This is a genomic window from Nocardia sp. bgisy134 (assembly GCF_057708325.1).
Map to the genome: position 1 here is coordinate 14,652 of NZ_JBYIRW010000015.1, position 15,638 is coordinate 30,289.

General features: G+C 65.2%; 11 protein-coding genes. 2 read left to right on the forward strand and 9 right to left on the reverse strand.

Going from position 1 to position 15,638, the window contains the following annotated elements; genetic code table 11:
- Positions 1 to 49: 49 nt before the first annotated feature.
- Together AC3ERS_RS24625 and AC3ERS_RS24630 are read right to left on the reverse strand one after the other, a co-directional pair.
- Positions 50 to 667: an SGNH/GDSL hydrolase family protein gene (locus AC3ERS_RS24625; protein WP_431970447.1), complete on the reverse strand. Its 618-nt coding sequence runs from the start codon at positions 665 to 667 to the stop codon at positions 50 to 52.
- A gap of 276 nt (positions 668 to 943) precedes the next feature.
- Complete coding sequence (locus AC3ERS_RS24630) at positions 944 to 1,624, reverse strand: hypothetical protein (protein ID WP_431970448.1); 681 nt, start codon at positions 1,622 to 1,624, stop codon at positions 944 to 946.
- A gap of 33 nt (positions 1,625 to 1,657) precedes the next feature.
- Here AC3ERS_RS24630 and AC3ERS_RS24635 point away from each other — a divergent pair, with 33 nt between their 5' ends.
- Both AC3ERS_RS24635 and AC3ERS_RS24640 read left to right on the forward strand, forming a co-directional pair.
- Positions 1,658 to 1,819 carry a hypothetical protein gene (locus tag AC3ERS_RS24635; RefSeq protein ID WP_431970449.1) on the forward strand — a complete coding sequence of 54 codons (162 nt, stop codon included), beginning with the start codon at positions 1,658 to 1,660 and terminating at the stop codon, positions 1,817 to 1,819.
- 294 nt (positions 1,820 to 2,113) lie between these two features.
- On the forward strand, positions 2,114 to 3,298 hold the full coding sequence (locus AC3ERS_RS24640; protein WP_431970450.1) for a zinc-dependent alcohol dehydrogenase family protein: 1,185 nt from the start codon (positions 2,114 to 2,116) through the stop codon (positions 3,296 to 3,298).
- 72 nt (positions 3,299 to 3,370) lie between these two features.
- Here AC3ERS_RS24640 and AC3ERS_RS24645 read toward each other — a convergent pair whose 3' ends face one another.
- From AC3ERS_RS24645 to AC3ERS_RS24675, 7 genes are all read right to left on the reverse strand, one after another.
- On the reverse strand, positions 3,371 to 3,931 hold the full coding sequence (locus AC3ERS_RS24645; RefSeq protein WP_431970451.1) for a choice-of-anchor K domain-containing protein: 561 nt from the start codon (positions 3,929 to 3,931) through the stop codon (positions 3,371 to 3,373).
- A 442-nt stretch (positions 3,932 to 4,373) separates the two neighbouring features.
- A complete protein-coding gene (locus AC3ERS_RS24650; protein WP_431970452.1) occupies positions 4,374 to 4,499 on the reverse strand; it encodes a hypothetical protein in 126 nt (41 codons plus the stop codon).
- A 180-nt stretch (positions 4,500 to 4,679) separates the two neighbouring features.
- Positions 4,680 to 5,072: a hypothetical protein gene (locus tag AC3ERS_RS24655; RefSeq protein WP_431970453.1), complete on the reverse strand. Its 393-nt coding sequence runs from the start codon at positions 5,070 to 5,072 to the stop codon at positions 4,680 to 4,682.
- 260 nt (positions 5,073 to 5,332) lie between these two features.
- On the reverse strand, positions 5,333 to 8,401 hold the full coding sequence (locus AC3ERS_RS24660) for a DUF6519 domain-containing protein (RefSeq protein WP_431970454.1): 3,069 nt from the start codon (positions 8,399 to 8,401) through the stop codon (positions 5,333 to 5,335).
- Positions 8,402 to 8,414: 13 nt separating this feature from the next.
- Positions 8,415 to 10,421 carry a hypothetical protein gene (locus AC3ERS_RS24665; RefSeq protein WP_431970455.1) on the reverse strand — a complete coding sequence of 669 codons (2,007 nt, stop codon included), beginning with the start codon at positions 10,419 to 10,421 and terminating at the stop codon, positions 8,415 to 8,417.
- Positions 10,418 to 12,919 (reverse strand): putative baseplate assembly protein, encoded by a 2,502-nt coding sequence (locus AC3ERS_RS24670; protein ID WP_431970456.1) that lies wholly within the window; start codon positions 12,917 to 12,919, stop codon positions 10,418 to 10,420. The genes AC3ERS_RS24665 and AC3ERS_RS24670 overlap by 4 nt, the downstream gene beginning before the upstream one ends.
- Positions 12,916 to 15,624, reverse strand: a complete 2,709-nt coding sequence (locus tag AC3ERS_RS24675) for a putative baseplate assembly protein (protein ID WP_431970457.1) — start codon at positions 15,622 to 15,624, stop codon at positions 12,916 to 12,918. Before AC3ERS_RS24675 ends, AC3ERS_RS24670 begins: the two co-directional genes overlap by 4 nt.
- Positions 15,625 to 15,638 lie beyond the last annotated feature (14 nt).

The window sequence follows — 15,638 nt, forward strand, 5'->3', positions numbered from 1 at the left end:
CCCTCACCCGAACTCGCCCGGCTCGCCCCCCTCGCCCGAAGAGGGATACCTACGAGAGCACCGACCGTAAATGCAGCCCGGACAGTCCGGCCAGCGCGACTCGCACCACCGCGACCTGACCTGCCAGGGTGAGATGCACGCCGTCCGGTTCGAACAAGGACTGCTCCGGTGTCGGCCTGGTGACGGCGAGGGTGTCGATCGTTGCCTCGGGCCGCTCCAGCAGCGCCGCCGCGGTCTCCTCGTGATCCTTTACGCGCCAGCTGATCCCGGACATCCGGAACGGTGCGAACTCGGCCAGCAGCTGCTCGTCCACAGCGGTCGGCGTGAGCCACACCCACCGCGAATCTCGCGCCTGCCCGCGCAGCAGCTCGACATTGCGCGCCGTCTCCGCGGCGCTGACGACTCGCTCCCCCTCCCGGCCCAATCGCTGTGCGTCGTTCGCGCCGAGCTGGCACAGCACCCAGTCCGGCCGCAGGAAACCCCACGATCCGGAGCCCCCGAGAACCTGCGTGGTGGTGGCCCCGGCGACGGCGAGGTTCGTGCAGCTGATCTCGTCACCCGGCCGGTGCAGTGCCAACAGGTGGCGCAGGATCTCGAACCAGGACAGCCGATCCGCGGTGCTGCTCTCCCCGAGCGCGACGACCCGCGAGCCCGGCGCAAACGGCAACCGCTCCACCTGCGCGACAATCTGCGGTTCGGTGAGCAGCTCCGCCGCGGCGGCACGCGCCTGCTGTCCAGATCGTCTCGGAGCGAACGGTATTCGTCGGGTTCCAGCCCGAACAGGGCGGCGATGCGAGCCTCGTCGATGCCGTTCAGATACGGCAGCGACAGTTCGGGCTTTTGGAAGCGAACCAGTTTGGCGACGAGTTCGGTGTTCACGAAAACTCCTGATGATCCTCGGATGAAACGAAATACCGACCGAATGGGTCGGCGTGGTCAGCGGTTACGGGCGGGGCAGCCGGAATCCGGCGACGATCAGCCACGCCATGCCGCTGAAGCGGGCGATGGGCAGCACGACCGCGGCCGCGGTGAAGGTCAGCGAGACGGTGGTGAGCATCGCCAGCAAGGCGATTCCCAACCCGATCCGAATCAGCCAAGGCCCCAGCAGTTTTCCCGACGACGCGCCCAGCGCGATGCCCGCTGTCAGCACGCCGGAGGCCATCACATCGGCCGGTCCGCCGGACAGGAAGGCGAGGGTGTGCAGTGCGCGCACCGTGGTCGGATCGGCGTTCACCTCCGGCACGGTCAGCACCCAGCTGATCACACCGGAGCAGAGCAGGAACGCCGCCGCGAGCGTGCCACCGACAGCGGTGAGCGATGCGCCGAACCCGTCGGTGGAGCGGCGCAGCCGGCCGACAGCAGCCGCCACGAACAGCGACAGCGGGATCGCGCTCGCGTACTGCAACGCCGCGCCCGTCCGCACCGCGGCGGAGTGCTCACGAAAGTAGGCGAGCGCGTCTTCGGCATCGGCGAAGGGTGACGGAAAGGGGGCGCCACCGGCGCGAACGGTACCGGCGACAAGTCCGGCGAGAAAGAGTCCGACGGCCGCTGCGGCGAGTGGTCCGAGCGGTGGTTCGAATGGCCGGGCAGGGTTTGTGACGGAGGATGCGGCAGCGATGGCCATGACTATCCATTCTCTACAGTGAATCGTTCTGTGATGGGACAGATCGCCCGCGTCGCCCTCACCCACGAGCACGACCTGTTCGCCGGGCTGACCGACGATGAGTACGAGCAGCTGGCGAACCTGCTGGACAAGTTGGTCGAGACAAGGGAACTGACCCCGGGCGTGCACCCGGGCTATCGCACCCTCGGTTCGTAGCCTCTAACGGGCCTTGGCCGCATCGGCTCGACCTCGACGGTTCGCCCCTTCTCAGCCGACCTGTCCGTAGGCGGCCCAGGGTATTTCCGCGAGCACATCGTTTCACGGCCATTTCAGGCTGCCTGGACGCCCTGCCATGGAAACATGGAAACCTCGTCGATGCGAAGTCAGGGAAGGTGCACTTCCACTGTGCGGGCGGGTGCGCGGTGCTGCGATTCCCCCAGCGCGCCACCGCGTCGATCATTCCCTGGAGGGAATCGCCAGGTGTTCGTGCGCCGACCAGACTCGAGCACCATGAGCAATCGACTCGACGACAGTGCACTCGCGAACTCGACCGAACAGGCCGCGTGGAACGAAACCGATCCGCAGGCCCGTCGCAGGCACGTCGCGGAGCTGCGGGCAGTGGGCAGCGCCCAAGTGCTGACCGATGCGCCCGAAGAGGTCCGGGATCAGCAGATCATGAATTCACTTGCCTACCAACTGGAACCGATGCGCAGCCGGGACGGACTGACCGCACGGACGCGAACGATCCCGCGACCCGGCCCGCACCAGGTCGTGGTGCGGGTGCGCGCCGCCTCGATCGATCGCCGCGACATCATGCTCATGGAAGGCACGTATCCGGTGCCTGCCGAACCGGGGGTGGTGCCGTTGGCCTCCGGTGTGGGCGAGGTGATCGCGCTCGGCAACGGGGTGACTCGGGCCGCGGTGGGAGACCGGGTCACCGGCACCTACTTCCTGGGCTGGATCGACGGCCCGCAGACACAGGCGCTGTCGTGGCGGCAGTACGGCGCCAACCACGATGGCTGGCTGGCCGAACACATAGTGCTGGAGGAGGATTCGGTCGTGCACGTGCCTGGCCATCTGACCGACGCCGAGGCCGCCACGCTCACCTGTGCCGGATTGGTTGCCTGGGCGGGGCTCACCAAGCCGGTGCCGGTCGGCGCCGGGCAGACGGTTCTGACCGTCGGTTCCGGAGTTGTCGGACTGTTCGCCGTGCAGCACGCCACAATGCTGGGGGCGCGCGTCGTGTCGATCACTTCCTCCGCCGAGAAGGCGGAGCGGCTGCGCCGGCTCGGCGCCGACGAGATCGTGGACCGCACCCGCACACCGGACTGGGAACAAGCAGTGCTCGACCTCACCGATGGTCTGGGCGCAGACCACGTGATCGACGCGGTCGGCCCGCTGACCCTGCCGAAATCCCTTGCCGCCGCGGCCTACAACGCACAAGTGACACTCATCGGCGCATTCCCCGGACCGGCCGGGCAACCCTCGGCCGATCCACTGGGCGGAAAGTACCTGGCCATCCGGAGGGTGGCGGTCGGCAGCCGCACCGACTTCGAGGCCATGAATCGGGCGATCGCCGAGCACGGTGCGCGGCCGGTGATCGATCAGGTCTTTCCGTTCGACCGGGCCGTCGACGCCTTCCGCCACTTCACCGAGGGCGACCCCTTCGGCAAAGTCGTCATCACCGTGCCGTGAAGAATCCGGCGGCCTGGTGCGGCGCGCCACGAGCGCACACAACGCCACACGCCGCGACCAGCACTGCGGGTGTCAGGAGCCCGGTTCGGTTATCCGCTCGAAGCGGGCAACGAGCCAGACTCGCTTGTTCCTGCCCTCTGGGTTGGTGAACTGCGGCTTCACCTGCCCGGTGTCATCCAGGAAACCGGTGATCGTCACCTTGTAGTCGTCATCGTCGATGGGCACGATGTCGTTCTCGTGGACCAGCGGCAGTTTGACCGCATCCGGTACGTCCCCGGGCTGGTTCGGCGTCTCGTCATGGCGGAAACGCAGCGTGAAGGTGTGGTCGAACCCCTCGTCCTGGAAGTCCACGGTGACCTCGAGATACACCCAGAACTGGTCGTGTTTCAGGTGGATTCGACGGTTGTAGTGGGTGAAGATGCCCAGATTGAAATCCTTGCCGTCGAGGCGCGCCTCGACGTCGGTCAAGCCCGTGAAGTCGTAGCCGCTCTTCTCCTCGTCCTCGAGGCCGCCCCATCTGAGGCTCGATCTGATGCCGGTGCTGGACCTGACGCCAGGTTGTCTCAGGCCCTGGAACTGGGACTCTTCTACGCTGACGCGCGTCCATTCGCCTTTGGTGCTGACTTTCCCCATGACAGATGTGCTCCTTGTTCTGGATTCCACCGAACGATCCGCCTATCCATCCCTCGACTCCATCGTCCCTTCGGGGTGGCGTCCCTGTCAGCGAAATGGCTCCGATTGAACGTGAACTCTGTTGAGCGGCAACGGAACCGGGATACCAACCAAGCACTGGGCCGCGATCATTGCCTGCTCAGGCTTCGCTCGTCATTGCCGATGCATTGGGGTGCAACGACTTCGGAGTGACCGGATGGCCGGAGGGTGGTCCGTGGGCACTCGCGGCAGCCGCCTCATCGATCCGCAACGACTGCGCCACGTCAGCAGCATCGTAGGTGGCAGCTACGGAGCATTCGGTGACAACTGGGCCGCGGATCACCTCTCCAGGATCGACGCGCTGGAGGAACCCTCGCCCTGCGCTTCACCCCCGGCTTTCGCCTGATGTACGCAATCCTCGGCGTCACTGCCAAAGCGCTTCCGCAGGCGCTACCTCGACCAAGCCCGGAAAGTCCGGGTCGGGCGGATAGACCCCGTCCCAGATGTGATCGGCTTCCTCTTCGAGAAACGAGATCTCACCGATCTTCATATCGCAACCCAAGCGCAGCAGCCCTACATTGCACCGCCCGATACGGGTGGTCAGGTCGTCGAGCAGTATCGTCAGTCCGCCCTCCCGCCTGACGATTGCGAAACTGGACCATATGTTCAGGATGTCCTATGCGAGCCGGGCACGCGAAGTCGCGCCTCGAAATCGTTGTCCAAGTTGGACTCACTGGTGCGGTCGGGTTTCCCCGGGCTTCGCTGTGACGGCATGAATCGTGTCGACGAGAGTTCCGATGGACTGCGCTCCAAGAGGGATGCGATGCGGCAGTAGCCGCCATAGCGTACTGCCTCGCCCGTCGTCGGTTATCGCGATGACGGGGAGTCCACCGGCCGCGCCGATCAATTCGGGACTGCGGTCGAGAACCCTATCATCGAGCTGCAACACCACCACATCAGGCGCAATGCGACGCAATTGATGTGACAGCTCTTCCAGATCCCGCGCTGGGACGGCCTCGACGACCGTCAGATCGGCACGAGCCTGTAAACAGCTGCGGATCAGGTCGCCGATGATTCCTGAGCATGCGACCAGCGCTACAGTCGTCCTAGTCCTGTCGTTCATTCGAGGCCTCGAAACTGACGCCGCCTACCGACGCCATCGCATCCAGTAACACTCCGAGCATCCGTCCGCGGCAATGGGTCTCCGGGTCTGCCTCTCGGTGATCCCGATCTGGATCGGTGTCCCAGCCCAAGGTTCGTTTCACAGTGCAAGCACGGGATCGGCCGAACATCACGAACAAGATATCGGCACCGATACTGCCGATGGCGCAGTAAGTGAATGCTGCGTCCACCGTCGGGCAAGCGTGTGCCGAAGTGAGCTCGTCATACGACTCGATTAACAGCCGACCAAACTTCGTCGAGCCCCCTATACGGAGGCGGATCAGTCGGGTTGTTTCGAATCCGGATACCTCCGGGCGTTGTCATATTGCCGACGGCTACCAAGGCATCGTCGTTCATGGTGAATAGCATGGCTGGCTCATCGAAAACAGGCAATTGCGCCCCGCCGACCGCCATGTTTCCCTGTACCACCGCGCGTCGAGCCTGCAGCTCGAGAGCTCGCTTGGCGTCGTTGGCGGTAGGTGGGCGCGGCTGGACGAACCGATTCGTCGACACTATTGCGTCGGAACCAACGGTCGAGATAATCGCAGCCGCCTCTACGCCACCTCCGTAGAAACTATTGCCCTCCACACGCACAGTCGCGGGAGTAGCCGGCTCTCCTTCTGCGGTGCCTCCGACGCCGAGTGCCTTCCAGAATGCTTCTCGACGACCATCCTCCTCAGCACGAGGGCGGACCATGTTGTCGGCTATCGCCACCTCGGTGGCTGTCGATCCGATGAAGATGCCGAACGCCGGCAGAGCCAGACCGCCGACGTGCAGGATTGTATTGCCGCTGACCCGCACCACATCGGCGAGCACGACCCATACGCCGAAAGCTGCGCTAGTACCGCTGGCGAGAGGAGCTTGTGCGGGGACGCCGTTGATCACGTTGCCGATAACATTCACGACGCCCGCGCCAGTAGCAGAGTCCAGGACCGCGATACCCAATACGAAGTCGGCGCCGCCGTCAAAAGCGGCCGTGTGGTGATTGCTCAGGTCCAGGATCTGGTTGTTATCGATGCAGATGTGCTCCTGACGTCCGCTGTGGCGCACCACGATCCCGCCGCCTGCGTTCTGTACCACATTCCGCTTCACCAGCAGGCTAGCTACTGGTGCATCGACCAGGATTCCGAAGCCACCGACGCCGATTGCGCGATTGCCGACTATCTGCACATGGCCGGAGACCTCCTGCTCATGCGCAAGCTCGATGTGTATTCCATGTTGATCAGGCACTCCTTGGTTGGAGGTGATCTCGTTGTCGGTGATCACCGCCCGCGCCGCAGTGCGTATGCCTACCCCGGCGACGGTTTCGATCACGTTGCCCGTGATAGTGAGGACGCCATCAACCGGTTCGGTAGGGCCGTGGACGAGCAGCCCGGTGGCGGCGATACCGGCGGCGTCCGTGCCCGTCACCACGTTGTTGGTGATTCGCAGCTCGCCGCGGTGCCCCCCGGGCGCACTGAGGGTAATACCGCACCGGACGATATCGTCGTCTCTGGCGACGCCGGGCGGTTGACACTCGATCGTGTTGTCCTCGATTCGCAGTCCGTTCGTCTCTGCCCGGGGCGGTTCGGTAACTCCTTCGATTCCGGTATCGGCGAAGATGAGGTTCCGCCGTAGCGTGGTGATCCATTGCCCGCCGGCGAGCGCGATTCCGACCTGTCGCGCACTCTGCCTACAGTCGATGAAGACGTTGTCGAGTGTGGTTTTTCCGCAGTCCTGCAGGACCACGGCCGGGTCGGTTCCCGAGACGACGATCAACATCCCGGTGACGGTGATGTCGAGCGCTTCTTTGACCTCGATCGCCGTACCGCCGGCGGTCAAAATGGCGCCGGGCCCGCGAAGCACGATCGACCGTACTCGCTCCAGCAAGAGCGGCTCTCTCAGTAGGTACTCACCGGGACACAGTGTGATGGTGGCGCCGTTCGTTGCGCGTTCGATCGCTTGCTGGATGGTAAACGTGTCGCTGTTGTGTTCCGTTGGGGTCACACAGATCTCGCACGGGCAGCCCGCGGAGGGTGTCGGATCGGATGGTCGACAATCCCGTACTGCGCCTGGTGAGATCAGTGCGAGCCGGGCGTAGTGATGGTGGATACCGCGCGGCGGAGCTACCGTGAGCTGTTCGACGGATTGGTCTGCCGTCCGGGCTGCGAATACCCAGTAGTCACCTGGTCGCCCGGCATCGTCGCCGAACTCGACGGTGATTCCGTGCTCGAGCTCGACGGCGGTGTGCGGGTCAGGAAGTTCGCGGACGCCATTCCACAGCACAATCCGCAGGTGACGGCCCGTGGCGTTCTCGTTCTCTGACGGTCCCAAATCCGCTGGCAGTGGAGTGTCGAACGAGATCGTGCCACTTGCCTGGTCGACCGAAATCTGCCGCAATTCGCCAGTACGACGGCTGAGTTCACGGTTGTCGTCGAGGATTTCGACCCAGTCGTTGTCAGCGAACCGAATGAAGTCGTCGTGACCCAATTGCGAGAGGCGCAAAGAGCTTTCGGAGATCAGCTCGACGACGGGGCTGGCGATGCTCGCATTGTCTCGGGACCATTTGAACTGCGGCTCGCCCTCGGCGCCGATCCCGTGCAATTCGACTCGATACAGATGGTTTTCGAGCCCGCGATAGCCCCCGGTCGGGGGTAGCTCGCAGACCGGGTCATCGACCGGATCGACCGGAACCGTGCCGGTCGTGAGGCGGGCACCGGAGGGGGCGACCAGCTCCTCCCAATTTTCGATCGGACCATTGCAGGTGGCTGCTTCGCCGACGTCCGCGAGTAGGCGTACCTGCCAAACCGTTTGGGTCCGTGTCGTGGTGTCGACGCCGATCGCCGACTCGACGAGATGCGGCGCATTGAGGTAGGTAAGTTCGCGCTGCCACACATCCAGGTATGCCAGATGTGTTCCGTCTCCACCGGGCAGTGGGTCTGGCACCGGCAGGTAAGGTTGCGCGGGATAGTCCACTGAACCGTCGAAAGTGGGTTCAGCTAGTACTCCGTCGAATACCGCGTGGTGCGGATCGCCATGATTCTCGGCCAGCAGTCCGTCGACATACATCCGCCCGCGCCCGATCTTCAGGCTGCCGTCCTCGGCGGTGATCTCGAATGCGCCGGGTGTCAGTTTCGATACCTGGGCAACGTTGTTCGCTCGTTGGTCGGCGACCTGGGCGCGCAACCGGCGATCGAGGATGTCGCCGAGTTCGTTGAGGTCGCTGTCGGGCAGCACTCTGCCCTGCTGGAGCCCGACGCCTGAGTGATCGCGCAGCGCGTCCATGCGCACTCGGCTCACGTCCGCGGCCATGGCACCCTCCTTTCTAATCGGCGTAGATGAACCCTGCTTCGAGGCCGAAACGCAGGTACTCGTCGAGGCGCAGCCTGAGGTTGATCTCCCGCTGTGGCTCGTGCAGGTAATGGGTCACACCCATTTCGCCACCGTCGTCGGCTCCCCGGCGGATCGCGTCCGGTGTGGACGGCCGGAGCTGGGCGTATCCCGGGTCGCCATACCGCAGTGAGGTGAAATGCGGCCGGTGCGGGGGCTCGGCCGGCTCGGTGCGGTATCGGCGCGGTACCCGGGATTCGAGAGGCAAGTAGCTGAACCGTACACAACCGATCTGGCGGCGCTCGGCCCAGACCGGTGCGGACCAAGCGTCATCCGCCGTGGGTGGCCTGGGCAGGCGGGCATCTATCAGAGAGTTGGATATGTCGACGCGGCTGGCACGCACGCGGCCGACAACGGTGGATCCGTCGAGCCGAAGGGCGGCACCGAATCCCTCGTCGCCTGTGTAGGCCACACCCTCCGGCGTGCCTGCGTCGATAATGCTGTCCTTGATCGACACCGTTGCCCCGTCGACCGCGACGATCGGTCCAAGAACACAGCGGTCGATGGTCACCGACGCGAACGGGTGCATGATCCACAGGCTCGCATCGCCCGGTGCGGTCGGCTCACCGGCCTCGTTCCGGGTGAGACCCGGCACCAACGTGCAATGCCGCAGCACTAGATGGCGCGGCTCGACGTCGCTGTGCGCGATGAGTACGAGTGGTCCACCAGCGATCAACAAGCCGTCGATGACGACGGTTGACCCGACGTCACCTTCCAGCCTGATGCTTTCGCGGGTAAGCAGCAGCGGCCGATGGCGATTCGCCGACCGGAGCGTCAACCGGGCACCGACGTTCGGGGCCAGCCGTGGTGTCCCCTCGTAGCGCCAGTTGTCGACGATCTCGACGACCCCGCCGTCAGCCGTCGAGTCCAATGGCGGCCGTAGGGCCGCGCCGGATTCGACAGTTATGGCCGGATTATCCGGAACCGGCGGGTCTCCGCGGTCGTAGCCGCCCCCGCCGACGTTCAGGGCCGTGCCGTAGTGGAAGGTTCCGACCACCGTAGCCAGGTTCGGGGGCGGGTCGGAGAAGTACACCCGGCCGAGCATGGGATCGATTGCGACCGTGTCCGACCCGGGCGCGGGCGCATGCGCCCAGTCACCGACCACATCGCTGAGATCGCAGATCCGGATGGTGGCCGGCACCGTCCCGTCTATCACCTCTAGCGACACGCTGTTGTTCGAACCGTAATAGTGGTCCCGGTGTGCGGACAGCCAACGCCTGGACAGCGGAATGGGTACATCGAATGGTTCGGCGAGGTGGCTGATCTCGTCCTCGGTGCGTGGAGAGCCGTACAGCGGCTGGTCGGTGCCGAGCGGGTCGAATCGGAACCGCCGGTTGCCGTCGTCGACGGCAGGCAGCGGTGAGCGGCGCAGCGGGACCGCGGCCACTCGCCACAGGAAGATCCCGATGTTGGGGACGTTGTAGCGACCCTCGCCGGTGGCGACGCCGCGCACGTCGGGCGTGTGCGGCAAGTTGTCGAACGCGCTGCCGCCGAACTCCAGTAGCGTCGGCTCGCGCAGGCTGGGAGTGCCACCTCTGCCGTGGCGGATGTGGTTCATGTACTGGGTACAGGTCAGCAGCTCGAAGAACTCTACGGCGCGGGCTGGCCAGCCGGTCACGTCGCGGGCGAGTTGTTCAAGCATCGATGCGGTGCCCTTGCGCCGCCGGAATCGGATCGTGTTCGCCACTTCCGCGCGCGGAGACGCAACCGCTGGAACGACGCCGTGCAGTGGCCGATATCCGATCAGGTCACCGATGTATGGCGCCACCCATTCGGCGCAAGTCTCGATGAACTGGTCGTCGTAGAACTGGTCGAGGCTGTCATCGATTACCGTGAGCTGCTCAGCGATCACATCGAGCAACTCGCGCAGCGGGTTGCCCAGCTGTTCGTCGCGGAGCCGGTAGACCGCGGGCAGCAGCGCGATGAGGTCTTTGCCGTTCAACGCATCTCCTTCAACTCGTCGAAGGGATCACCGCTGGCAATGGTGAGCAACTCGGCGGCGAGCGGTGCACCCACAGCGGTGGCGCGTGGCCTCGCGGCGAGCAGTCGATGGACGGGATGGCTCGGGTTGGTCGGCCATCCTGGCTCAGGTGGTTTCGGCGCTTTGACGCGGTAGAGCCTGTCCAGGTCGACGGCGAGCACGCCGGGCACACGGTGGATAGCGGCGTATACTTCGGATCGGTGCACTGGCAGGCCGAAGCCGCGTGCTGTGAACGAGAAGACTCGCGCAAGCTCCGCGCGGATCGCCGCGGCGACTGCCGCAGCCTGGTGGTCGGGGTCGCGCCGGAACCGAAGCGCCAGCCGGAAGCTTGCCGCCCGATGCGGGAGCACGAGCACCGACACCGTTGGGTCGCCGAATGTGCGGAGCGACGTCACAAGCCGCGACCGCGTGGCGGCGGGAACCTTCGCTCCGTCTGGTCCTGCGACGGTCACCACAATCGACCGGCCGCCCGTGAGGGTGAGCATGGTGGCCTCCGCCTTGGCGATTCCCGCGAACCCACGGGCGAAGTCGGCATAGTCCAACAGAGACACCGCTCGGTCGAGGGTGCGCACAGTCAGCGGGATCGCCTGGCGCGCAACGTCGGCAAGCTCACTGTCGGCGCCGCCAACTGCAGGCTGAGGGTTGGTCACCCTAGTCAGCCCGAGCGGCGGATCCATCACCTGGCTGATTGCGCCCGCCGCCACGTTGCCGACAGTGCCGATGCCTGTGCGGTACTCGGCAAGGACGTTGTGCGACCCGGTCACGAGCCTGGCGCCGTTGACGCCGTCGCCGAAAACCGCGACCACCCTGCCCTTCTCGGTGTCCTGGATGACGAAGCTCCGCTCCTCCGGCGATGCTCGATACAAGGTCGGCACCTCATGCCATTCGACTTTGTTGACTCGGATTTTCAGCGTCGATATGGCGCCGGCCGGATCTGTGGACGGCACATACGTCAGCGGCCCGGTCCCCAGCTCGAAGCGCTGATGTCCCACTGTGCCGTCACCACCACCCAGGATCTGGTGCACCGTCTCACCGTGCGTCGCCACGGCCACGTTGCCGTAGAGCACTGCGGTGCCACGCCGGTAGCCGACGAGTGAAAGAGCGGCGGTCAGCTGGATGTCGGTCGACATTCCGTTGGGCTGCGTTCTCGCGACGGTGACCAACTCGCTGATCGGATTCCCGTCGTCGCCGACGCCGGCGAGCAGCATTCGGCGCCCCGCCGGGAGTTCGACGATGCCCTCGACGGTCAAGAGGTCGCCTGTCAGCGGAGTGTGGTCCGGTTCCTCTGCAACAGTGAGAAGTTCGCTCGCTGCGTACACGATCGTTTCCCGGACGTGGACGTCGAAACCGCTGACGCTGCGACCGACGCAGACTCGGGTGATCGTCGCCGAGATCGCATACTCACTTCGGGACAGCTCACGGACGTCGCCCACAGTCTCGAGGGTTGACCGGTCGGTGTCGTACTGCAGGATAAGGTGGGAGCCGCGCACGATGTCAGGGTGAGAGCCGTCGAGGTCGACGTTGTGGTCGTTGGGACTGACGTCGAAGCACCAGTCCTCTTTTTCCTGTCCACCATCGATGAGGCTTTTGTGAGGGGCGTTGTGCCCAAAGATCCTCAGCGTCTTGCGGAAGACGTGGAGCTGCGCTTCGGCCGGAAGGGTGGTGTCGGTAGGTCGGTTCTGCCAGGTGACGATCGTCCGGTCGTCGGCGGGTAGCTCCGTGGCGGTTATGACTGTGCGCATGGTCCACTCAGTCGCCGAGGATGCATCGGAGCGGGCGAACAGCAGCTTGTCGCCCGCCTTCAGCCGGTGTCCGGTGCCGACCAGGTATGCGAGGTTCGTGTCCGCGCCGAATACGGTGGGTCGAGTCGCCTGGATCCGCAAGACGTTCCACTCCGGCCGCGCAGTGATCGCTTCGCCTGCTTCGAACGTCTGCGGCTGCTCGCCGGGTCCTGGCACGCTGCGCAGCGCAAGGCCGAGCGGAAGCTCTACGGCTCCGGCGGGGAGGTAGGGGCCGGCAGCGAACGCCTCGTCCGCTGTACCGGTGGCGGCGGACGTTGCGGGTGGCGGTTGAACGAAAAAAGCTAGATGCGTGGCCGACGCCACTCCTGGACGCAGGCGGTACGCGACCAGCCGCGCTAGCTCCTGCAAGGAGGTGCGGTTTACGGCGGTACCCAGATACGACTCGTGAGCAAGCCGCTCGGTGTAGAAGGTGAGCACATCGCAGAGCGTTGCGACGCCGTCGAGCAGCGCGATCGTGAAGTCCCGCTCGTCACGGCTGCGCAGCTGGGCCAGCGCCGGGTGGCCCACATCGGACAGGCGGGCGACCAGGCCGGCGAGAAAGTCGGTGTGTGAGCCGACACGGTATTCGATAGAGGAAAGACCAGGGCGTTGCGCCACTTCCCGCGGTGTCGAGGTGCGACCGGCGCAGCAGCCGAACTCTGAGTAAGAGGTCGTCATTTCCCACCTCCTGTCGTCAGGGCGAGCACGCCACGTTCGGGGAAGTTCGGATCATTGTCGAGCCTCGCGATCTCGAGCCGGTCTATCGCGATAACGCCGGTGCGCAGGTGCGGCCGACTCGGATGGCCGCGGCGAGCGAAGGTGTGCACGTTCACTGATGCGACTCCGGGCACCGTCTGCGCGGCTGCGTAGATCGGGCTCAAGTAGACCGGTTGCCCGAAGGTGACGTTGTCGGGCCGGAACAGCTCAGTGAGATTGCGACGCACGTCGCGCGCGACCGCGGTTCGGAAGTGATCCGGGTGCACGCAGATGTGCACGCCTATGTCGAGCGCGACGTAAATCGGGCCGTCGACCTCGATGTCATAGCCAGCCATGCGGTAGCGCTCGAGGTGACTGCGTAGTTCGGCCTCGAAAACCTCGGTCACCTCGCCACCGCCGACGCGGTCGACTGTCACGAACACGGTGTGCCAGCTGCCGGTCCATCGAAATGTGGCGACAGCGCGCTGGACCTGCGGGTGTCGCTCGGCCATCGCTGCGTAGTCAGCGGGCGTCACCGCCCGTTCCTGGACGCGGAACGCCTGCGGTGCGTCTCTGCGGACCTGATCCGCGGACTCCGGATCCACACCCCCGGCAGCGGGCAACGGGTTTCCCACCGATGTTATTCGGTCGTTTACCATCGCAACGTGAGCGATCGCCTCAGCGCCGATGTTGCCGGTGAAGCCGCTGCCCACCCGGTAGGTGGCCAAGAATCTGGCACCGCTCGGCGGGCGCCTGCCATGCACGCCGTCACCGAATCGGAGGATCGCGGTGCCGTCGTCCTCCGTCTCGATGACGAACTCTTTGGCGTCAGCGCTGGATAGCAAGTCGGGTCGGGGCAGCCATTCCTCGTCCGTGCATTTTCCGCTGACGGGATCGGCGACGCACAGCGTGATCGCGGGCCTCGCCGTCCGCGGTGCTGCCGCGGTGATCGCGGTAGCCGCCATGGCACGTCCGTACACGAGCAATCGGCCCGAGGCGATGACGGCGCGTAGCACGGTCTCCCCATTGCTGATCGACCACGTCCCGTCACCGCCACCCACCGTGGCCGGTCGGCAGAGAGAGATGCCATGGCTGGCGAGCCAATCGGTCAACGCCGATCCGTAGGTCCTGGCTTCCAGCTCGGCGAGCAGCGGTGCTTCGGTTGCGCTCTCGAAAATCAGCGCGGGCGACGTCCGTACGACGTGTGTCACGGGCCCACGCGCGAGCGTCGGGCGGAATCGCACTGGAGCCTGCCTGTCCGTGGATTGGGTGCTGCATGGCGACTCCGGGCTGGTCTGTGCGAAGTCGTGCGGCGGAGGCACTTTCGACAACTGCTCGCCCGCGCGGGTACAGCCGTGGTCCGCCACGATCATGTTTCCCCAAGCCGTGCTCACCTCGAGGTCCGCGGCGTCCTCGTCACCCTCGGCCCTCAGGGTCGCGGTGAGGCACAGCGGGAACGGCAACGCGTCGGCCTCGTCCCATTCGATGTTCGTCACCGGCACTGCGTTCTCGTGTGGATCGTCGGCGAACAGCCCGCCGGACGGGTCCTCGTCGAGCATTACATGAGTCAGCCTGACCGGCCACCGATGGCTGATGTCGGCATCGACACGTTCGCCGGTCGTCGGGCTCATCGTCTGCGCCAGCATCAATACGTCACCAGCCTTGAGTTCCGGCCGTGCACCTCGCAACGTTGCCCTGGTAGCGCCTTTCGGTAACCAGCATTCCCGGTCGCCCCATGTGTAGAAGTGCAGCTCGTTGTGTTCGGGGTAGGCGACGAGATGCTCAGCCGTCTCGAAAGTGATCGCTCCGGCATCGACCGCGGCTCGATGCTCCGTACCGTCCCGGGCAAACATGGGCGGCAGTCCCGAAACACGAGTGAGCACGGGGGTTCCGGCGGGCAGCGTCGTTACCGCACCGGTTACCCGCACTTGCACGAACACACGCGCCGAGCAGCCCTCGTGTACCTGATAGTCGACCAGTCGGGCGTGGCGGCGCAACGAGATCCGGTGCCGGGCGGTCCCGAGGTACGCCTCCGTCGCGATGGCGTCCTGCCGGTAAGTTAACCTGTCCCCCACGTAGGCCAGGAGCTCGACCAGTGCTATACCCAGGTCAGCCGCGCTGCGCTCGTGCCACTGTGGTGCCAGAAGGCTCATGCGGTCCAGCAGTAGCCGACGGAGGCTCGAATAGTCCCTCGCGAGGTAATCGATCACCGGGGCAGGCCTTTGTTCAGGCGGGCACGGCGCGGTCTCGCGGCAGTCGAAGTTGCTGCCGCATTCCACCTTGAACGAGAACGTGATCTCGGCCAGCAGCGGATCGAACCCCGTCGGCGGCTGATCGCTACCCGCGCCGGCGACCAGACGCAGCGTGTACGACGAGAAATCACCGCTGCCTGCTGTCCGCACTACGAGCACCCGGTCGAGGTCGGTCAGCCCGGCGACCAGAGCCGGCTCCTCTTCGGGCGGCAGCGCATCCGCGGTGGTCGCCCAGGAAATGCCGACATTGCGGATCCGTTCACCACCTTCGATTCTGACGTTCGTGACGTCGAGCGCCTCCGCCGACAACAGCAGCCGAACGAAAAGGGTGCGCTGACGCAACCCCTCGGTCGGCGCATCCGAATCACTCACTTCGAGGTACTCGATCCCGTTGAGTACGCCCGCTTGTTTTACTGCGGTGAGCCGTCGCACCACGCAACACAGATACT